Genomic DNA, 19,967 nt, shown 5'->3' with positions numbered 1-19,967 from the left:
ACCGCGGCGATCGCCGCGTCGATCTGGGTCAGCGGGAACCGGTGGGTCACGAGGCTTCCGACGTCGAGGGCTCCGCTGGAAAGCAGCTCCACGGCCCGGCGGACGTCGGCCCTGCGCGCGTTCGAGCCGCCCGTGACCTGCAACTCGCGGTAATGGACGATATTCGGCTCCATCACCGCCGTGGATCCCTTGGGGAAACCGGCGAAATAGTTGACCCGTCCGCCGATGGCCGCCACTTCGAGCGCCTGGTTGGCCAGCGCGGGGTCGCCGACGGCCACGATCGCGACGTCGGCCCCGCCGCCGGTCACGTCGAGAATCTCGCGGGTGAGCTCCTCGCCCTGCGAGGCCAGGGCGTGCGTCGCGCCGAGGGCGAGCGCGGGATTGAGGCGTCCGGGGCGCCCGACGGCCACAATCCGCACGGCCCCCGCGAGCTTGGCGAGCGCGACGTGAAGCAGTCCGATCGGCCCGGTTCCAAGGACGACGACGGTCTCGCCCGGGCGCACACGGAACTGCCGCGCCCCGTTCAGGCAGCAGCTGACGGGCTCGGCCAGTGCAAGCGTGGTCGCTTCGAGTTCGCGCGGCGCGAGCACAAGATTGCCGCGCTCCATCGCCTCGCGCGGCACGAGCAAGTACTCGGCGAGCCCGCCGTCGATCTCGTATCCGAAGAGCCGCAAGTTCTCGCACAGGTGCTCGCGGCCGGCCAGGCACTGGAGGCAGCGGCCGCACGAGAGGACGATCGAGCACGTCGCCTGCACGCCGACGTCGACTCCTTCGACGCCTTCGCCGACGGCTGCGACCCTCCCCGCGAACTCGTGGCCTAGGATCACTCCGGGGCGGACTCCCGCGGTTTTGGCGCCGGAAACAATGCGCAGGTCGGTGCCGCAGATCGTGTTCGCCTCGACTTTGAGGAGGACTTCGCCGGGCCCGGGCTCCGGAACGGGGACGCGCGTGAGGGACAGGTCGTCGATGCCGTGCAGAACGGCGGCGTTCATGCTCATGCGCCTAGCCTACGCGTTCGAGCGCCCCCTTCCGCGCTCGGAAGGCCGATCGGCCCCCTTTCAGGCCGGCCGCAGGTCCCGTCCGTCGGCCCCGCGTGGTCCGTCGCAGGTCCCGTCCGTCGACCCCGCAGATCCCGCCCGCGGAGCCGGCCCGAGGGGGCCGCTTCGTCGCCGACTCGGCGGGCCTCCCCCGCCCGCGAGCCGATCGCCCGGATTCTTCGATGATTTTGGCGATCTCTGCCTTGCATCCCCCGCCTGCGAGCCGATCACCCGCCTCCGCCGTTTGGCCGCGGCGCCTTAAAGCGACAGTGCAACGACGCGCAAAGAATGTAACAACGCGCCAGTAAGAAGCCCGAATTCTCGTCACGGCCCGCAGGCAACGCGATGTTTCCTGCAAAATTGTGTACCCGGTCACTGGGATATAAGATCAACGTACATCACGCAGCCGCCCGACGACGGGCGGCGACTAGGAAAGGCACGCAATGACGCGACTAGTAAATGCACCTGCGGATTTTCCCGCCGAGGCGCTGCGAGGGTTCGTCCTGGCCAACAAGCGCTACGTCAAGCCGGTCTACGGCGGCGTCGTCCGCTCCACCGCGACTCCGCAAGGGAAGGTGGCCGTGGTCTACGGCGGCGGATCGGGTCACTACCCGGCGTTCGCCGGCTGGGTAGGCGCCGGGATCGCCGACGGCGCCGTGTGCGGGAACATCTTCTCCTCCCCTTCGGGCGCCCAGGCGTACTCGGTTCTCAAGGCGGCAGACCGCGGCGCCGGAGTGCTCATGGGATTCGGGAACTACGCGGGCGACGTCCTGCATTTCGGCCAAGCCATCGAGCGTCTGCGCTCTGAGGGAATCCCCGCCGACACCCTGGTGGTCACCGACGACATCGCCTCCGGCGCCAAGGACGAACTCGACAAGCGCCGCGGCATTGCGGGGGACTTCCCCATCTTCAAGATCGCGGGGGCGGCCGCCGAGGCCGGCAAGGACTTCGAGGAGGTCAAGCGCATTTTCGCCAAGGCGAACGCGGCCACGCGCTCCTTCGGAGTCGCCTTCTCCGGCTGCACGCTCCCCGGTGCCGACGGCCCGCTTTTCTCGGTTCCCGCAGGGAAGATGGGAATCGGCCTCGGCATTCACGGCGAGCCCGGGGTCTCCGAGGACGATTTGGGCTCCGCCGACGACGTCGCGGCCACCCTCGTGGACGGCCTGCTCGAGGACCGCCCCGAATCGGCGGGAAATCGCGTCATTGCCATCGTCAACGGACTGGGCGACACGAAGTACGAGGAGCTGTTCGTCGTCGTCGGGTCCGTCGTCGACCGCCTGAAGGCCGCCGGCGTGGAGATCGCAGACGTCGAATCGGGAGAATTCGTCACCTCGCTGGACATGGCGGGCATATCGCTCACCCTCGTGTGGGTCGACGACGAGCTTCTTTCCTACTGGGACGCGCCTTGCGACACCCCCGCCTACAGGAAGGGCTCCGTCGGCGAGGTCGAGCGCGACGACGCCGAGCTCAACTCTGCGGCGGCCACCGTGGTCGTGACCGAGAAGGGCTCGGAGAGTTCGCAGGAGGCTGCGGGGGTCGTCGTCGGGCTCCTCGAAAAGGTCTCGGAGATGCTCGAGGAGTCGAAGGACGAGTTCGGCAAGCTCGATTCGATTGCCGGCGACGGCGACCACGGCATCGGAATGGCGAACGGATCGAAGGCCGCCGCCCAGGCGGCGCGCGCCATCGCGGATCAGGGCGCGGGCGTGGCGACCACGCTGAGCGCCGCGGGCGACGCTTGGTCCGATCGCGCGGGCGGCACCTCGGGCGCCCTGTGGGGCTCCCTTCTGACCGCGATCGGCGCTGCGCTAGGAAACGAAGAGGCCCCCTCGCTCGACTCAATCACGGACGCCGTCATCGCCGGGCGTTCGGCCGTGCAGAGGCTCGGCGGCGCCCAGGTGGGCGACAAGACGATGGTCGATGCGCTCGTTCCGCTGGTCGACGCCTTTGTCTCGACCGACGGCGGCCTCAAGGCCAAGGGCGAGGCCGCCGTGGCCGCGGGCCAGGCGGGAGCCGAGTCCACAGCCCAGCTCGTCGCCAAGCTCGGCAGAGCCCGGCCTCTCGGAGAGAAGTCGCTGGGAACCCCGGACCCGGGGGCCGTCTCGCTGGTGCGTGCGGTGAAGGTCGTGGTCGAGCAGATCTGATCTCGACCGCCGAGTGCGAGCCCCGCCCCAAGGTGCGGCCGCGCGCGGACAACGGGGTCCGCGTGCGCCTACGCCGGGGCGGGGCTCGCAGAAGCTTCAGCCCAGCATCGTCGCTAACTTTCGCAGCGTGCGCATGTTCCGCGCCGTGACGGTGACGCCCAGATGGCGCTCGGCATAAGCCTGGGTGATGCGCGAGCCGTGGAGCCCTCGCGGAGTGCCGTACCACAGGTAGAGTTCGCGCGGCGTCCAGGCCAGGTCTTCGCCGTCCTTGAGGGCGTCGCGGAAACGCCGGCCGCCGAAGGAATCGACGTCGCGGTCAAAGAACATGACGTGGGAAAACGTCTCGTCTCCAACGACGTCGGCGAGGGGGTCGGCCTCGACGGCCCTCCGCAGATCCGCGGCCGTGCGATAGACGACGGGGCTGTCCACGCCGAACCATTCGCGGATAAGCTTCGTCAGGCCGTCGGCGAAATCCTGCGGCCCCGCCGGCGGGGCGCACAGCAGGTTCCCGCTCTGAAGGTGCGTGCGCACCCGTTCCAAGCAGAATTTCGACGCGACGAGCTCGCGCAGCAGCGGCATGGAAACCTTGTTGCGAGCGCCCAAGTTGACGCCCCTGAGGAAGAAGACGCACTCGCCTTCGGATTCGCCGCGCATATCCGATCCTCGCATTTCCTCGTTCGAGAGCCTGCCTTTTGAGAAAGAGCCTAACCCACACGGGTGCATTTGCTGAACTGAACAATTCCAACTTCGGGCCATTTTTCAAAATCGCTTCCCATTGGCCGCCCGGTGTGAAATGATCTCAACCAGAAGTAATTGAACAATCAAAAATATCGCTGTCAACTAATTGTCGGTTCGTCGCGGCAGGCGGCGCCCACAATTTCGGCGAACGGACGAACCGGAACGTCCAAAAGGAGAAACAATGAAAAACAGCCGCGCGATCCGCTCCACGCACGGCCGGCGCCCAAATCGAAGCTCCGGCCCACGGGCGAATCGAAGCTCGAACCCATGCCCGATTTCACGTTCGGACCAAGGCTCGATTTCACATTCGATCCGGCGTCCGAGTCTGCGCAGGACGACGTTGGGAGTCGGACTGGCACTTGCACTGTCCGCATCGACGATTTCGACGTCGATGGCCGTCGAGACGCCGGCGTCCAAGGCCGGCCAAGCCTCCTCGTCGATCGCCGCCCGACCGGCGGCGTCCGGAAAATCGATGTCGCCCGGCGCCTTGGCGCCGGCCGGCCTTCCTCGACCGGCTGCGACGCAAGCGGGACGCGAGGAGCTTGTGTCCACGCCGATCCCGGACGAACCGAACATTCCCAGCTACGGGACCACGACAGACAAGGGCGGCAGGCCGCTGGCCTTCGTCGTCTCCGGGGGCTACGGGGGCTCGCTCAACGTCATCGACCTCAAGAACAAGAGGAAGATCGACGTCAAGAAGACCGTCCTGGACAAGGACGGCGCCGAGCTCTACCCATGGGGCTACGCCACGCTCAGCAACAGGCATGTCGTGGCGGCGTGCAGCAACGGCAGGCTCTACGACATCGATCCTGACACCTACGCGGTGAAACGGCTGGGAGACGACGGCTCGTCGAACAAGAACTACGAAGAGATCTCCAAGCGAGGCAGCTTCTATTGGGACATCGTCGCGGACGAACACGACAGGCTGTACATCGCCAGTTCCAGCGACGGATACGGCGGCAGGGTCCTCACCTACGACGCCAAAAACGGCCGGTGGGGCGACCTTACGAACAGCCAGATCCAGGAGGGAGAACGCGACATCCGCTCGGTAGCCTACGAAAACGGCGTCGTCTACGCCGGGACGGGCATGACAAAGCCGTCGATCTACAGGATCCCGACGGCGAATCCGCGGGCGCAGCGCCTGAACGTCCCGGCCGCGCTGCGCAAAGGCTCCGGCTCCGTCGCAAGCCTCGAGGCCAAAGGCGGCCGCCTGTACGTCACCATGTCGGATATGCGGAACGCCGACGGCAGTCTCATCTGCGACGGCGCCTGCGCGCTGGACCCGAACACCGGAGCCCTGCTGGGCAAGGCGCGGAGCTTCACCAAGCGCGTCGTCGCGAGGCCGGGCGAGGCGAAAAAGGTCTACTACTTCGCGACGGCGAAAAATCCGCGAACGGGCGCATCCGAACGGAATCTGATGGAGCACAACCCGGACGACGGCTCTGAGCGCCCGGTTTTCACGAATGACGAGTTCGCGGACAACCTCAGCAGGTCCGCCTGGGTCACCCACGACGTCTTCGTCTCAACCAATATCAATCGCGACGGGATCACGGTTTACGACGCCAAGGCAAAAACCGGCGCCACATTCAAGGCAAAGCTAAATATCGCTCCCCGCAGCATTCAGTCGATGATCGCCCCCAGCGACGGCAAGCTTTACGCGGGCTGGTTCATGCACACCCGGAAGATCGCGCGGATAGACCCGGCGTCGCGCTCCTACAGCCTGCTCCCCCAGTCTCTCAAGCAGGTCGAATCCTTCGCCCAAAGCGGCGACTGGCTGGTTTCCGGCCTGTACACGGGTGGAATGCTCGAATCGCGGAATCTGAAGACCGGCGAAACGCGCAAGCCGATCGAGGTTGCCAAGGGAAAGAATCAAGACCGCCCCTTTGCCATGACGAGCGTCGAGAATGGGCGTGTTGCCGTGGGAACGGTGCCGGGATATGGGAAGCTCGGCGGAGCGCTCGGCTTCTACGACGTCGCCAAGAACCAGATGGAGCCCAACCGCGTCTACCTCCTCAAGGATCTGCCCGTGGCCGATCCTGCGCTCAGAGGCTCGCTCGACGGCCTTTCGCCGATTTCCATGGCGTACCGCAACGGGAAACTCTACGTGGGAACCACGGCGCGCGGGGGCAGCGGCTCCGCATTCGAGCACTCCGCCAAGTCCGAGGGCAAGGTTTTTGTCTTCGACGTGGCAAAGCAGACGGTCACGGCTGTGAAGACTCCCGTTCCCGGTTTCCAACAGTACGCCGTCACGGCATTGACTTTCGGCGACGACGGCAAGCTGTACGGCACGACCGGCGGGTACGTCTTCGAGCTCAATCCGAATACCCTCGACGTCGTCAAGCGCGTCAAGGTCTCGGGCGGCGAAGAGGTCAACCGCAGCCAGCTAGTCTACAAATCCGGGATGCTTTACGGCGTTTTCCAGCCGGGAACGGCGCTTTTCCCCGTCTCCGCGCAGACGTTCAAAGCCTCCGCGCCCGTCGCCCGAGGGGTCAGCGGGCTCGTGCGCGGAACGGACGGGAACCTCTACTACGCGAAGGGGCCGTCAATCTACCGATACACGCCGAACTGATCGGCCGACGACGCGGAGCCGGTCGGCTGACCCTGCGCGGTCGGCCGGCCGGCCCTTCTCCTTCAGTCAGTCGGCCCTGCTCGTTCGGTTCAGCCCACTCTGCACGTTCGGTTCAGCCGGCCCTGCTCGGAGCGGTCCGGCAGGCTCACATCCCGCCCGCTCAATCTCGCGGACCGACCTTGCGCCTCATGAGCAGGTCCGTGTCCCGCGTCTTGCCGATGTGGAATGCGTGGGACCCGAACACCTCGAATCCGAGATGTTCGTAGAATCCCAAGGCGGCGTCGTTGTGCTCCCAGACGCCGAGCCACACGGACTCGGCTCCTCGCGCCCGGGCCTCCTCGAAGGCTTTCTCCAGCATGAGCCGGCCCAGGCCGCGCCCCTTGAACCTTTTCAGAACGTAGACCCGCTCGATTTCCAAAGCGTCGGGCATGGCGTCTTCGCTTTGCGCCTCGCCGACGTTGATTTTCGCGTATCCGGCGATTTCGCCGTCGACCCGTGCGAAATAGAAGGCTGAACCGGGGTTGGCGATTTCTTCGGCGAGAGTCCCCGGCGCGTACGCTTTGCGAAGAAACGCATCGAAGTCCTCGGCGCTGTAGTATTCGGCGAACGTCTCGGCGAAGGCCGCCGCGCTGACGGCGCTCAGCTTGTCGACGTCGTTCGCGGTGCAGGGCGTCAGCTCAATGCTCGCAGGCGGCATGCTCATGGGAGAATTCTACGCTTCGAGGGCGGATGCGCCTGCGCGTTTCAAAGGCGGGACGCCTGTCGTTTAAGTGCGGGACGCCTGTCGTTTAAGTGCGGGACGGCTGTCGTTCAAGTGCGGGACGCTTCTTCCTTGCGACGGCGGGAAGGTAGATTTTCTTTTCAAATGATGAGACGATAGCGACGTCCATTTAACGCTCCGCCAAAAGGAGGAAGGCCATGGCAGACGATTCAACGTTCGACAAGGTTGCCGGAAAGGCGAAGGAATTCGCCGGAAAAGCCACCGGCGACAAGGGCACGGAAGCCGAAGGCAAAGCTCAGCATGCCGAAGGCAAAGTGAAGGAGTTCGCCGAGGACGTCAAGTCCGAGGTCAAGGCCGTAGGAGAGAAGATCAAGGGCGCTTTCAAGAAGGACTGACCGTCAGTCTTCTTCGAATCGCGTCCGCAAGACGGGGCAGGTCTTCATGGCGAGCAGATCGTCGGCCAAGGCTGCGATTTCGCTTGCCATGAAGACCCCGTCTCGCCATGTGCGCGGGATCGCCTCGCATCCGTAGTAGGCGCCGGCAAGTTGGCCGTATATCGCGCCGTTCGTGTCCGAGTCTCCGCCCAGGTTCACCACAGCGAGCATGCCGTCGCGAAAGCTCTCGTGACTGGCGAAGGCCCATGCTGCGACCTGCAGGCTGTGGACGATGTAACCGGTGTTTTCGAGTTTTTCGACGCCGACGACGCGGTCGAGGATCGCATCGAATTGCTTTCCCGTGCTCAATGAGCGCGGGCTGCATATTTCCAGCTTGTCCGCCCCTTCCATTGCGCGCACGAGCATCGCGGCGAATAGCTCCGTGCCCGCCTCGGCTTCGACGGAATAGTGGGTTTCCCGCGCTGAGATCCCGGCCGCTTCGACGACGCTTTTCGGCCTGCGCGTCCCGAAGGCGGCGACGATCGCCGGGGCCAGGCGCCTGATCGATCCGTTGCCCGCCGACAGAACCCGCGGCTTGCCCCTTGGGACCCAAGGGTTGCTCTCAAATTCGGATATCGCAGCGGCCACCTGGTTGCCGATGTCGAAGCAGACGCCGGTCGAGCTTCGGTACCCCTCCCGCCGCCATCGGCGGTAGCGGTCCATAACGTCGTAGGAGTCGTAACCGCCGCAAGCCAAAAGGCTGTCCGCAAGGCAAAGGGCCATGGACGTGTCGTCGGTCCAATGCCCCGCCGGAAGGTCGAACGGACCGCCGGCGCGCAGACCTCCAACCGGCTCAAACTCGCCGGGTTCCTTGAATTCTGCGGGCATTCCGATCGCGTCGCCGACGGCGAGGCCGACGAACATGCCGCGGGCCCGGTCTCGCAGGCCGCCTCCCGGCGCGCGGTTCCGCGGCGCGTTGTCCCTCCCGTTCACGCGCGGCTCTTGCTCTTGTAAACGATGCCCGCGCGAGCTTTTCTCACGCGCGCCGCCGCCCTCAACCGCGGACTGCTCATCGCACATAAGCCAATCGTATACGCGTTCCATTTGCGGTCCCAGTTTTAGGCAGCCAAGCGGCGGCAGCCTTTCATTGCTTGGATTCCAAGATGACGTTGCTCTCTGCGCCAAGCAAGTTGCCCTCGGCGTCGAGAAAGCTGCTTCCGTCGTCGCCAACGATCGACACCGACATCGACCGACCCGGGGGAAGCACGCGAACGACGAGCCGCTCGCTCCTGTCTCGCTCGAGAATCTGCGTCACGTTCTCAATGATGTTCTCACGCACGCTTGACGTCTTGCCGATAGGAGTCGTCTTGCCCATAGGAGCGCTGTGCGAGGCCCTTTCGGGCGCACTCGTCGAGACGGCCTCTGCCCGGGTCGCCTGCGCCTCGTCGTCCGCTTTGCCGTCGTCAAGAAGAATGACCTCTGTGCCGCGAATCCGAGCGGCCCTCGCCGCTTCGACGACGTCCGTCCCGGTGAAGAATCGCGCGCGAATCTCGTCCCTCAGTTCGGCTTCGAGCAGACGCGCCCGCAGCCGCAACGCAGGAGTTATGGGGGCGCCGTTGGCCAGCTCCGTCAAGATCGGCCGAGCACGTTCGCTCACCGACGTCATCACCTGGTCTATGGCGCGATTCGCCTCTTCGTCAGCGGAACGTCGAGAAAGAAACTCCGTGGTGGCTTCCTGGGTGCGCACAAGCATCGTGCTTGTCGTCATGGACCTTCGAAACATAATGTACCAGATCGCTGCCTCGGCAACAGGAGGCAAGACTAGCAGCAACAAGACGATTAAAGGGCGATCATCAAGTAGCGACCAGACGGCTGTTGACAGGAAAACTGAAAAGACGCCGACCCAAGCAAGGGTAAGTCTATAACGCAGCATCAAACCTAAACACGTTACATTGCTTATTCCAATGGACCACGAAGCAATTCCAGGCCAACCGGTGCCAGTTATGCACATTAGCGCCATAAAGTTGCTCATCCCCGACAAAACGACAACCGAAATCGCAGACCACGTGGGAATCCATGAATCCTTCCACGAGCGCAGAACCAGAAAGAACGCGACCGCGATCGTACAGTACGCAACCATCACGGGCGCGTCATGCGAATAGGAGCCCGATTTCACCCGCGATATAGCGATATAGAGGTGGGCCACAAGTATTATTGCGCCGTTTATCCTGGCTGCCCCCGTTTCAGGGGCCGAAGCCAAAGACCCCACCGCAATGGCTTGGTATTCCTCACGCGCCGCGGCCCGCCTTGAGTATCGACGATTTACCGCGCTATTCACAGTTTCATGTTTCGTTTCATGCGGGTTCCAGGAAATCGACACAAGCGAGCCTTCCCCGGGCGACGAGGCAATCCGGGCGCGGCCATGAACCTCTTGCATTCGCGCGACGATCGAATTGGCGACTCCGAATCTCCCCTCCGGCAACGCACCTGGATCGAAGCCTCGCCCGTCGTCAGCCACAGAAACATAGATTGACCTATTGACGGCGGTCAGTTCAACCACTCGACTCACTGCGCCCTCTGTCTCGCCGTTCGCGGCATGCAGCAATGAGTTCTTAATCGCCTCGAGGGCTGCGTCATAGATCGCCTGAGAGACTTCGGGAGGAAGAGAAACATCCTCGTGGACGAAAATCCTAAGCTCAATGGGCGCCCGCGCAGAATCAATCCACCGTTGCAGCCTGGCGAAAAGCGCGGAGGCCGACCTCGGGCAGCCGTCGTCGGTCAAAGCGGAGCAAAGCCCCTCCAGGGCCGCGCGCGCCTCGGCACGCAGCTGTTTTGATTGACCGATCCCATTCGCAACGGGAGCCAGAAGAGAGAGGATATTGTCGTGAACAAAGCTGTTGCTTTTGAGGCGAGCGCGCATTCGAGCCTGAGATGCAGCCGCGTTTACATATTGCCGCCGACTCTCTGCCGTCGCGCGGTCAAGCTCCCTCCCTTGCCCTAAGAGCCAGCAAACCATCGCCTGAGATGCCGCCGTGAACGAAATATTGACGGACGTCCCTTCGAAGAAAGCTTGAACCGACGAACTTTCATACCCGGGAAGAGTCAAAACCATCGTGGGTGAAAGAACCGCCGCATAAGCAAAGCAGAAAGGACGGGAAAGAACACAAGGCGTAGCTATTCCTAATATGAAATGGTAAGACGAATTCAACTCAATGAACTTTACGTAGCTCGACGTCGTTTCGCCGAAATATACCGAATAAACACAAATTGTCAACATGACTGCTGCATACTCGATCATCGCAATCATAAGAGTCGCCCGCCAGATCCTATCCCATTTCACATGGCTCCCTTGGACGCACCAGTAGTCGGAAGCACGCCGCTCTTGGCGCTTTTCTTCAACCATGGCCGCCAAAGCCGCAACACCGGCAAACATCGTGGCGACCACAACCGGAAAGGTCACCCACCAGAAAGGCGCAGCAAGGTCTTCAGTCATTAATTTCATTGCGACAAAAGGATTGACGGACAGATAGACAAACGTCGACAGCCCTACGAACAAGGTGACATAGCGGCACAGAAGAAGCGAGAATGTGCCGGGCGTCGAAGCGAGCAGAGGGCGAGAGGCGAACAGTCGACGCAAGGCCCCGGGGCGTCGCGGAGCCCTCACAAACCCGGCAAAGGCGAGACGGCGCGGCGACATCACTGCTCCCAGTAGCTGACAAGGCCGTCTTCAGCGGCGCGCCGGAAGAGGTCGACACGGTTGTCTGCGGGGCGCCCGGCCGCTCGATACTTATCGCGTATGCGCGCCACGTAGGTGTTGACGGTGTTAGCCGACAAACCCAGCATTCGCCCCACCCTTTCGGATTTCGCGCCATTCGCGTAGCACGCCAAAACTCTCGCCTCCGTCGGCGTCAGATGCTGCACTACAAAATCGTCGTCGGCGTCGACGGCGGCCGCCCAGTCGAGTGTGGCGGTGGGCACCCCTTCGAAGGCTGCTGCAACGGCGTCGACAAGCTCCTTGGGGGACCCGGACTTCCGAATGACGGCCAAAGCGCCAGCCCGTATGGCTTCACGCACCAGCACGGGATTCTCCGCCGAGGTGTAGACGACCACTGGGACGTTTCGCCTGGCGAGCACCTTGATGTTCTGCGAGGGAGTCGAGCCGTCTTTGAGGCGGAGATCTAAGACGATCACTGTCTTGCCGACCCCCTTGACAACGTCTCGCAGGCCGTCGCAGTATCGCACGTTCCAGGGAACACCGGCTTCCTGAAAGGCCACCTGGCATCCCTTTCCGATTATCTCGTGATCGTCGACGACGATCACGGACCGTTCGTTATCCATTATTGCGCCTCCCGCATTCAGGGTCGCCTCAATGCGTAGGCTCCGCCGATGAGAATCAATAAGGCAACCCATATGAAACGTTCGCGGGCAGACAGCGCCAGAACGTGCAGCCCTTTTTGCCTCACGCCAGGCGCTGTGTGCCCGTCACTTATTTTGCAACAAACAAGCCAGAAAAGCTACCCAAAGTAAAGCACCTTGCGCCTTTTCAAAGCGAACAATCCAGTTTTACTACGGGATGTCCAAGCTGAACAGTCTAAGAACTCAGTCTGATTTTTCGTCCTGTGCGGCGGCCCGGGTCGGCCCTAGGCTCGTCTTGCCAGCCCCAAGAGAGGATGGCCGGGCCAGAACGTACAACCGAGTTCGCCGAGCCTAGCACTAAACCGAACAAGGAGAACACGAATGACGGCACATGCGGAGAACAAGAGCGCCCAGCGGACCTCAGTTCCCAACTATTACGAGGAATTCCGTCTCAATCGGGAAGACTCAATTGAGACGGTCAAGAAACAGCTTGAGATGATTCGCATGCAGTGGCGCGAGCGGGCTTCCTTGGCCGGACGGCGTGGCGAAGAGGCCCGGGAGAAACTGGAGATGATCGCCGACGCCAAGGCCGTATTCGAGAACGACGAAACTCGTGAGGCCTACGAACTGTCGTTGCTCGCAGCGCCGGAGGCCGAACCGGAGGAGATCGATTGGCTCGGCCGCGCATGGTCCTATTATTTCGGCGAAGACTACGGCGCCGCCGGCGTGGCAGCGCGGCTGGCGCGGCAGGCAGACGGCAAGAATGCAGCCGTATTCGTCATCTCGACTCTCGTCGAACTGGCTGAAGGGGATCCTAAGCGAGCTAAAGATTACGCAGACACCGCTTATGTATTTAACGAGCTTGGCGAGGACAGCTATGACGTTCATTATGTACGAGGGGAAACCTATTTACGCCTGAGCGATTTCGAGAGAGCCCTCTCTAGTCTTAAACGCGCGGCCTCCATAGCTCCCCAGCCCATGCTTCCGTACGTGCGTTACAGCATGGCCCTATGTCTCAGGTTCATGGGCAAGAACGAGGAAGCGCTCGAATCATGTCTTCTCGGATTGCAAGCGAACCCCGAAGTTAATATATACAAATACTTTAAAATGATAATCCTTTGCAAGGAGCTTTTGCATAGACTAGGCAACAATAGAGAAGATAGATCTTCTCGAAAAAACTTCTGTCACCTTCGAGAAAAAATAATTGCTTACAAGATTCCTGAGCCTAAGATTATGCCCCTGCTGGACTATATCGACACACAAATAAGAATTATCGATTTTAGAATCGAAATCGAACAGCTGCAAATCAGACGAAAGGGCTTGAGCAAGGTCGTCAACCCTCAACGTTCAAGCTACCCCGAGTTTCCTTTGCTTTCCTTAAGCGTGATTGTCCTCGCTATAATAGTCTTTTTCGTTCGCCCAAACATTGTTTCTCCAATTGTGTTGGTGCCTTCGGTGATATGGACGACATATTTTGCTACAAAAATGTCTGCGTTCAAAGAGGGCAAACGAAGGTATGCGGAAGCGCAGCAAGAAATCGCTGCCATTGACAAATCAATTAAAGATCTTGAAAATAAAATAGATCACATTGAAATATCTTAAAAATTATCAAGTAAGTATTGGATATCTCATGGAACAGAAAACTGCAGATCAGATTCGCCTTGCCCACACAAACCTCGACTTCATTGGGAAAGGCAATGTGTGGGTCGAGAACTCCCTCATCGGACAAGCCTCGGTCGCTTTTACCCAGTCCTTGATAGCGAGCGCCCTCGAGGGCACCGTGAGCGGGCAACTGGAGATCATCGTCTTTGACGATGCGCTCCGAGGCATAGCCGCTCCATTCCAGGAACTCAACAACGGCGGCCAGAAGATCCTTCTGCAAGTCAATGACGAGAAGGAGCTTGAAGCGACGATTCAGCATCTCAACGAGCATATTCAGGCCGTCCTCAACGTCGTTCAGGGCCGTGCCGACAGCCTTCTGGAGTTTCGCCGAGCAACCAATTCGCAGGTCGAGGGATTCAAGCTCGTCGTTTTGTCCACCGATTACGACCTGCTTGACGACAAGATCAAGAACAAACTCAAAATCATGATGAAGGCCGGCCCCGCAGCCGGAGTTACCTTCCTTGTTCACTCCATGTCTCTGGGCGTCAACGAGTACATCCTTGAACTTTGCCAGCACTGCTACCTGGAAGACACGACCGTCAGGGACGCCCAAGGCGACCTTTTGGGAACATTTGACGTTCGGAACGCCGAGGATCTTGTCGCACTTTCCCGCACCGCCGCCCTGGAACTCTCCCGATCGTCGATCGAGCCGGTCGCCTTCGGCGACGTCGAAGACCTCAACCGCGTCTGGCATGCATCTAGCCGCGACGGCATTTCCTTCGCCGTCGGGACCTACGGAGTGACGACGATCGAAGTGACCCTCGGCGACGAGCTCAATCAAAGGCACAACGCGTTGATCACCGGTGCCGTGGGCCAAGGGAAGTCCAACCTCATATCGGTGATCGTGCACAGCCTGTGTCAGCGTTACTCGCCCGACGAGGTCCAGTTCTACATGCTCGACTTCAAGGAGGGAGTGACTCTTCAGACCTTTGCGCCGCAGGAGAACGGAACCTTCCTCCCCCACGCGCGAGTTCTCGGCGTCGATGCGGACCGCGAGTACGGCCTCAACGTCCTCAAGCACCTATTCCGCGTCTACAAAGAGCGGATGGCGCGCTTCAAGGAATCGGGGGTGCAGAGCATCCGCCAGTATCGGCTGAAGAATCCGGAAGCCGTCATGCCTCGCATAGTCGCCGTCGTCGACGAATTCCAAATGCTTTTCGCCGACAAGGACGACATCGCCGACGAAGCCGCGGACCTCCTCGTCAAAGGCGCCAGGCTCTTCAGGGCAAGCGGAATCCACTTCATCCTCTCCTCCCAGACCATCGGCGGAAATCTGTCTCTCGCAGGATCCACGGGCGAAGGCCTCTTTGGGCAGGTTCCCGTGAGAATCGCTCTGAAGAACTCGCTTACGGAGTCATTCGCGACCCTCGGTCTCAAGAACGACGCCGCAAGCCACCTCAAGGCTCGCGAAGCGATTGTCAACCTCGATTACGGCGAGCTCTCCGCCAACCGCAAGACGCGAATCGCCTACGCCGACGAGGCCGTTCTGGGCGGCCTCCGCGAAATCTGGTGGAAAAGAGCCGCCGCATCGCGGCCGCCGGAAGTGTTCGAAGGCGAGCGGGTGCGGTCGTTGTCCGACGACGAGCGCTTCTGCAAGGGCGCGCAAGCCGGAGAAGCCATGTTGGGCCTGCCGGTCACGGTCGACAGTGCGCCGCTGAGCGTCTCCTTCGCTCACGACGTCGGCCGCAATCTGGCCCTTTTCGGCACAGGGAAGGGCCATGCGGAGCTGCTGAGCATAGCGCTTTCGTTGGCGCACGGGGCGCCGCGCGCGGATTTCGCCGTATTGGACCTCGTCGGAACGTGGCAGTCTGTAGAAGAGCGAGGCTGTTTCGAGCGTCGCCTTCGTGATCTCGGCAAGAGCTACACGCTTGTGCCCAAGGACGGCGTCGACGAGTTCGTCGCCGATTTGGCGGCCCAGCTCGAGCAGGAGGACGCCGTGAGGCCTCAGCCTCTCTACGTGCTCGGATTCGGCATGGAACGTTGGCGCACCAAAAGCTCTGCGTTGCAAAAGGCGTTCAAGGCCGCCGCCACGGGCGGAGTCCACTTCCTTCTTTGGTGGACCAAGTTCGATTCCTTCAAAGACTGCGTCGGATACGGCGGAGACAACGATTTCGACATCAGAGTCGTCATGCAGCTGGAACCCGACTCAGCCCGCCAGGTTTTCAAGGCGCCTCTGCTGCACTGGCTTGCCAAGGACAACCGAATCCTGGTCTGGGACTCCGCCACGATGAGCCGCCCTCGGCTTGTCATTCCATATGGAAAGCTCGAATAGGGTTTTCAATCAAATGATTTTGCCTCCTTACATCTCAAACACGTCTTTCAAAGCAAGCATACTCATAAAATAGAAAGGAACCCATTATGGGAACTTTAGCCAAAGTAATCTCCATGGTCCGATCCATTCAAGGCCAGATTGACGACCAACTCAGCCGAATCGCAAGTTTTAAATCCAGCAATGCGGAGAACATAAATAGGGTTCAGGCTGCATTGACAGGCGGCGCGCGCGGACATGACAGAAAAATGTCAGCCGCGCTGTCGCAAGCCGAGGAGCAGCTGTCTCAAACCGAAACCGCGCTTGTCGCCGCCAGTGAAAGTCTGGCAGTCGTCGCCTCGATATAGCCTCGCTTCGGCGCGGCTGTGGCGGCATCCCCCTTTCGCTGGCAGCGTCGCCCAACTCGGCGGTGCCTGCCTCACGGCCCGAATCAGCGGCGCCTCACAACGGCGTCGCCCAACTCGGCGGCGCCTCCCGGCGTCGTCGTCCAAATCAGCGGCATCACCTCATATCGATGCAGAAAGGAAACACAATGGACGAACTCCAAGCAGTCATAGACGCAGCCCAGCAGATTGGATCCGATGCGGCTTCCCTCGCCCAGAGCGTCGGCTCCACGGCGGAGTCGCTCGGCCAACAAAACCAGCAGCTCGCCGCCGTTTGCGCTCCCTCGAAAAGCGGGGAGGAAGCGGCGGCCAAGGTCGCCAACGCCCAAAGCGCCCTCAGCGCATGTGCCGCAATTCTCAGCCAGCTCAATGAGGCCGTCGGCGACTTCATAGAAGATGCCACGAGATAGCCCGCTCAACGATGCCTAAAACTGAGGGCCCTATCGACGAATCGGCCTTACGATCGGCGAAGGCGAGCATCAACGCCGCTTTGTCGCGGATTCAAAAACTAAAGGAAGCCTGCGGCGAAATCGAGAGATTGAGCAGTGCAAGCGTCGGACGGCACCCTATTGGGGATTCCATGCTGGGCAGCTTGTCGCAAGCGCAGGCGCTCCTCAGCGTATGCGAAAGCAGAGTCACAAGCATACTTCGCACCTTGGAGTCCAAGGCGAAGCGCTCATGATGCGAAAAGGTGATTGCCATGGCCGAGAGCCTTCAGAGCGTCCTCAACGCGCTGGCCGAGTGCCGAGAGATCCTCGACGGAAGGGCAGGGGTCAAGGAGGGGCTTCGGGAACTCGAATGTCCACTGGAAGAACTGTCTTCGGCGCTGAAGAAACTCGGCGGCATCTGCACACACGAAATAGAGAGTGCCCTGGAGTGCGTGCATGACATTCGTTTTGCTTTAGATCAGTACTCCAAAGGCGGCCAAGAAATCGAGAGCCGCATCTTGAACGTCGGAGGCGCGGGAGGGCAAGAGAGCCGAAACGCGGAAGGACAGGAAAGCCGAAACACGAAAGGAGGGAATGGGAGGAACGCCAAGGCACCGGGCAACGGGGACTTTGCCGCGCTCGACGAAAACGACGACGTCGAAGTGTCTGCGCCACCCGCGGAGCAAGACAGCGCGGGTGCCTTGCCGACTGAGACCGGCGAGGCACCCGCACCAGGCGAAAACGGCGACACGTCGGCCTCCAAAGAAAACGACTCCGACACTTCAAAAGAAAGCGCCTTCGGGGAAGCCGCTGAAGAAGAGGAGAACCTTTTCGACCCTTCGTGGAGTCCCAAGCCATGGGTCGAGGGCGGTCGGGTCGAAAGCCGTTGGCTTTACAACGAAGCCCCCGACGGCAGTGACGCCAGGGTCTTTTACCAATTCGATGCTAACGGCACTCTCATTGGCGTCGAAGGCCGGTTTGGCGAATCGAACATATTCGACACGCGAGGGGACCGCCGTCTCAACTCCATGGACGCAACAGACCGCAGTAAGTACCGAAAAGACCATAAGGGGCTTATGGATAGAATCCGTTTCGGAAAGAAAGAGAAGCTCGACGCTGGACACATCGTCAATTCCAAGCTCTTAGAGCCCGTTCATCAACGCATTCTTAACTGTAAGTACGACGTCAACACCGCCTTTCTTGGTGAACATGCGGAGGCTGCCGTGGCCGTCGACAAAATGCGCGAAATGATAGAAGCGAATCCAAATCTGACGTGGGCTAAAGCACGTAGGAACCTTTCTAAAGATGAAAAGGCTGCATTAGACAAATTAGAGCGCGCTGAAAGAGATTTAAACTTCATTCCTCAGCTAGCTAAACTGAATAGAGGAGCATTTTATCAGACGTTTGAAAAACCAATGCTTGACATGTCTGGCCAACGAGGATTCAGGATTGAATTAAATCAAGTCAAAGACGGAAGAGTGGATAAAATAAACGTTTCTTTCTTTCAGATAAAAAACGGGAAGAAGAGTTCGGTAATAACAAAATCTTTTGATAATTGACCACATTTGTTTATGTTTCTTTGCAGAGGTTCCGAGTTCGGAAGGCAAGCAAGACCGGCGCAGAGGGCAACTCCGCGACTTCGACGTCGGACACAGAAAAGTTTGAAGCTGCGCGTGGGTGGTGCAAATCGCACTTTTTGGGCAGCGACTCACAGCAGACTAATCGGCCAACACCCGGCTGGCGTGTCTCAATTATGGCCTATGCGGCAAGGAAAGCTCAAGATGATCTCCGTTGCAATTGTTCGGCGTTGGATGTCCGCCCGTTTAGAACCTGGATGTCGAACCTAGGAACTAAACATCGACATTGGCGACGTCGACGGGTCATGGGCGCCGGCGCCGCTGCGGAAGGGCGCGGCCCCCGCGTCTGCGGGGGCCGCCTCGAGCCACCTGAGAGAATCGAACTCTCGACCTATTCATTACGAGTGAATCGCTCTGCCGACTGAGCTAAGGTGGCACGCCGCCTTTGCCAACAGCGTTGAACAGCTTACCCGAGGCTCGCCCACGTCGCAAACTGACGATCGGGCGAGCCTCGGGCAGCCAACCATGCCAACGAAGCGGCTCAAGCTCAAAGCGCCGAACAGACAGGCGAGAGCGCTATCTGCGCGAACCCAAAGGGACCCGCGAACCCGGAAGAACCGCTCGGGAGCCGAGCTTGACCGCACTGTCCATGCTGCGATCGCCCTGCTGCTGCGCATTCTGCCCTTGCTTCTGTTCCGCCGGGCAGACAAGGCCGTCCTTGGGAACCTCGCCGGTCAACAAATACTTGTCGACTGACGTGTCAATGCAGGAACCAGCCCTGCGGTAAGCAAGGTGTCCGTCGCCTTCCCAGGTCAGCAGCACCGAGTTCTCAAGCGTCTTGTGCATATTCTGTGCCCACGAATACGGCGTCGCCGGATCGTGCCTCGTGCCGATCACCACGATCGGAGCAGACCCCTTCGCCCTGTACGGGCCAGGATTGGCCTTCGGATGATACGGAAGCTCGGCGCACACATGCATGGCTAGATCATCCTCTGCGGAAAAAGATCCAAAGACGACCGCTTCTCGCTTCAGTTTTTTCGCGTACTTCTGGTACTCGGACTCAGAGCTTTGCACATAATCCGCGCAATTGATCGCCCAGTAGGCTTCCATGGAATTGCCATCGAAACTATCGCCAACGCGACCGATATAAGTATCTAAGGGAAGCATGAAAGTCGAGCCGTCATTGTCTTCGATCAAGCCTTGTGCTCCCCCGGTAATCAACGGCCACCACTCATCTTTATACATCAAGCCGGTGAGGGCAATGCGAAGCATCGACCGATTGAGGGGTCTGTTCGGGTCTGATGTCTTGAACGGCGTGGCGTGAGCCTGATCCAGCAGGGCGCGCATCTTCTTCTTCGCCGCATCCACCGACGATCCCAGCGAGCAGTTGCCCGCCTTCACGCAGCGCTCAGCATAGCGTTCGAAAGTTTTCTCAAAACCCAGCATCTGTGTGTACGTGGAGGGCAAAAAGCTCTGCTGAGGGTTGGCGGCGCCGTCGAGCACCATTCTCCCGACCTTTTTCGGGAAGAGATCGGCGTACATCCCACCCAAAGACGTGCCGTAAGAGAAGCCGAAATAGTTGAGCTTCTTGTCGCCCACCAGGCCGCGCAAAACATCCATGTCGCGCGCCGCCGGCTCCGTGCCGACGTGCGCAAGCAACTCGCCGGATTTCTCCTTGCACCCTTTCGCTATCTGCCGAGCCTGAGCTTTCC

Annotated in this window: 15 protein-coding genes and 1 tRNA gene; 8 read left to right on the top strand and 8 right to left on the bottom strand. The window is 60.6% G+C overall.

What is annotated here, in order from left to right; translation table 11 throughout:
• Positions 1-998 (bottom strand): alcohol dehydrogenase catalytic domain-containing protein (locus ACO48X_RS06535; protein WP_485001299.1); only part of this gene is annotated, 998 nt, incomplete at its 3' end.
• 482 nt (positions 999-1,480) lie between these two features.
• Between ACO48X_RS06535 and ACO48X_RS06530 the strand changes: the two genes are divergently transcribed.
• The gene (locus tag ACO48X_RS06530) at positions 1,481-3,178 is read left to right on the top strand and encodes a dihydroxyacetone kinase family protein (RefSeq protein WP_485001298.1); all 1,698 of its coding nucleotides are present in this window, start codon (positions 1,481-1,483) and stop codon (positions 3,176-3,178) included.
• A 96-nt stretch (positions 3,179-3,274) separates the two neighbouring features.
• On the opposite strand, the gene ACO48X_RS06525 is transcribed toward ACO48X_RS06530, so the two are convergent.
• On the bottom strand, positions 3,275-3,832 hold the full coding sequence (locus ACO48X_RS06525) for a DUF1697 domain-containing protein (RefSeq protein ID WP_485001297.1): 558 nt from the start codon (positions 3,830-3,832) through the stop codon (positions 3,275-3,277).
• 424 nt (positions 3,833-4,256) lie between these two features.
• Between ACO48X_RS06525 and ACO48X_RS06520 the strand changes: the two genes are divergently transcribed.
• Complete coding sequence (locus tag ACO48X_RS06520; RefSeq protein WP_485001296.1) at positions 4,257-6,485, top strand: hypothetical protein; 2,229 nt, start codon at positions 4,257-4,259, stop codon at positions 6,483-6,485.
• Between the two features lie 160 nt (positions 6,486-6,645).
• On the opposite strand, the gene ACO48X_RS06515 is transcribed toward ACO48X_RS06520, so the two are convergent.
• Positions 6,646-7,188, bottom strand: a complete 543-nt coding sequence (locus tag ACO48X_RS06515; protein WP_485001295.1) for a GNAT family N-acetyltransferase — start codon at positions 7,186-7,188, stop codon at positions 6,646-6,648.
• A gap of 215 nt (positions 7,189-7,403) precedes the next feature.
• Here ACO48X_RS06515 and ACO48X_RS06510 point away from each other — a divergent pair, with 215 nt between their 5' ends.
• Positions 7,404-7,601 (top strand): CsbD family protein, encoded by a 198-nt coding sequence (locus ACO48X_RS06510; protein WP_485001294.1) that lies wholly within the window; start codon positions 7,404-7,406, stop codon positions 7,599-7,601.
• A 3-nt stretch (positions 7,602-7,604) separates the two neighbouring features.
• Here the strand turns inward: ACO48X_RS06510 and ACO48X_RS06505 are convergent, their stop codons facing one another.
• From ACO48X_RS06505 to ACO48X_RS06495, 3 genes are all read right to left on the bottom strand, one after another.
• Positions 7,605-8,660 carry an ADP-ribosylglycohydrolase family protein gene (locus tag ACO48X_RS06505; protein ID WP_485001293.1) on the bottom strand — a complete coding sequence of 352 codons (1,056 nt, stop codon included), beginning with the start codon at positions 8,658-8,660 and terminating at the stop codon, positions 7,605-7,607.
• A 64-nt stretch (positions 8,661-8,724) separates the two neighbouring features.
• Complete coding sequence (locus ACO48X_RS06500; RefSeq protein WP_485001300.1) at positions 8,725-11,277, bottom strand: sensor histidine kinase; 2,553 nt, start codon at positions 11,275-11,277, stop codon at positions 8,725-8,727.
• On the bottom strand, positions 11,277-11,918 hold the full coding sequence (locus ACO48X_RS06495) for a response regulator transcription factor (RefSeq protein WP_485001292.1): 642 nt from the start codon (positions 11,916-11,918) through the stop codon (positions 11,277-11,279). Before ACO48X_RS06495 ends, ACO48X_RS06500 begins: the two co-directional genes overlap by 1 nt.
• Positions 11,919-12,317: 399 nt before the next feature.
• Here ACO48X_RS06495 and ACO48X_RS06490 point away from each other — a divergent pair, with 399 nt between their 5' ends.
• The 5 genes from ACO48X_RS06490 (at position 12,318) to ACO48X_RS06470 (ending at position 18,237) form a co-directional block, all read left to right on the top strand.
• Positions 12,318-13,538: a hypothetical protein gene (locus ACO48X_RS06490; protein ID WP_485001291.1), complete on the top strand. Its 1,221-nt coding sequence runs from the start codon at positions 12,318-12,320 to the stop codon at positions 13,536-13,538.
• A gap of 28 nt (positions 13,539-13,566) precedes the next feature.
• Complete coding sequence (locus ACO48X_RS06485; protein WP_485001290.1) at positions 13,567-15,870, top strand: FtsK/SpoIIIE domain-containing protein; 2,304 nt, start codon at positions 13,567-13,569, stop codon at positions 15,868-15,870.
• Positions 15,871-15,956: 86 nt separating this feature from the next.
• Entirely contained in the window at positions 15,957-16,214 is a 258-nt protein-coding gene (locus tag ACO48X_RS06480; protein WP_485001289.1) for a hypothetical protein, read from the top strand.
• 185 nt (positions 16,215-16,399) lie between these two features.
• Complete coding sequence (locus ACO48X_RS06475; RefSeq protein ID WP_485001288.1) at positions 16,400-16,660, top strand: hypothetical protein; 261 nt, start codon at positions 16,400-16,402, stop codon at positions 16,658-16,660.
• A gap of 290 nt (positions 16,661-16,950) precedes the next feature.
• Positions 16,951-18,237: a hypothetical protein gene (locus ACO48X_RS06470; RefSeq protein WP_485001287.1), complete on the top strand. Its 1,287-nt coding sequence runs from the start codon at positions 16,951-16,953 to the stop codon at positions 18,235-18,237.
• A gap of 381 nt (positions 18,238-18,618) precedes the next feature.
• On the opposite strand, the gene ACO48X_RS06465 is transcribed toward ACO48X_RS06470, so the two are convergent.
• Both ACO48X_RS06465 and ACO48X_RS06460 read right to left on the bottom strand, forming a co-directional pair.
• A tRNA-Thr gene (locus ACO48X_RS06465) sits at positions 18,619-18,691 on the bottom strand.
• A 140-nt stretch (positions 18,692-18,831) separates the two neighbouring features.
• Positions 18,832-19,967, bottom strand: a 1,136-nt coding sequence (locus tag ACO48X_RS06460) for an alpha/beta hydrolase (RefSeq protein ID WP_485001286.1), incomplete at its 5' end; no start/stop codon positions are given.

The sequence above is a fragment of the Peptidiphaga sp. genome (assembly GCF_057238965.1).
Note: the sequence above shows the minus strand (reverse complement) of the source record. Positions and strands in the feature narration are given on the sequence as shown.

Bases quoted from the DNA above. Each gene is read 5' to 3' on its own strand.
- ACO48X_RS06530 (WP_485001298.1), top strand. From the start codon at position 1,481: ATGACGCGACTAGTAAATGCACCTGCGGATTTTCCCGCCGAGGCGCTG.
- ACO48X_RS06525 (WP_485001297.1), bottom strand. From the start codon at position 3,832: ATGCGCGGCGAATCCGAAGGCGAGTGCGTCTTCTTCCTCAGGGGCGTC.
- ACO48X_RS06515 (WP_485001295.1), bottom strand. From the start codon at position 7,188: ATGAGCATGCCGCCTGCGAGCATTGAGCTGACGCCCTGCACCGCGAAC.
- ACO48X_RS06510 (WP_485001294.1), top strand. From the start codon at position 7,404: ATGGCAGACGATTCAACGTTCGACAAGGTTGCCGGAAAGGCGAAGGAA.
- ACO48X_RS06505 (WP_485001293.1), bottom strand. From the start codon at position 8,660: ATGTGCGATGAGCAGTCCGCGGTTGAGGGCGGCGGCGCGCGTGAGAAA.
- ACO48X_RS06500 (WP_485001300.1), bottom strand. From the start codon at position 11,277: ATGTCGCCGCGCCGTCTCGCCTTTGCCGGGTTTGTGAGGGCTCCGCGA.
- ACO48X_RS06495 (WP_485001292.1), bottom strand. From the start codon at position 11,918: ATGGATAACGAACGGTCCGTGATCGTCGTCGACGATCACGAGATAATC.
- ACO48X_RS06490 (WP_485001291.1), top strand. From the start codon at position 12,318: ATGACGGCACATGCGGAGAACAAGAGCGCCCAGCGGACCTCAGTTCCC.
- ACO48X_RS06485 (WP_485001290.1), top strand. From the start codon at position 13,567: ATGGAACAGAAAACTGCAGATCAGATTCGCCTTGCCCACACAAACCTC.
- ACO48X_RS06480 (WP_485001289.1), top strand. From the start codon at position 15,957: ATGGGAACTTTAGCCAAAGTAATCTCCATGGTCCGATCCATTCAAGGC.
- ACO48X_RS06475 (WP_485001288.1), top strand. From the start codon at position 16,400: ATGGACGAACTCCAAGCAGTCATAGACGCAGCCCAGCAGATTGGATCC.
- ACO48X_RS06470 (WP_485001287.1), top strand. From the start codon at position 16,951: ATGGCCGAGAGCCTTCAGAGCGTCCTCAACGCGCTGGCCGAGTGCCGA.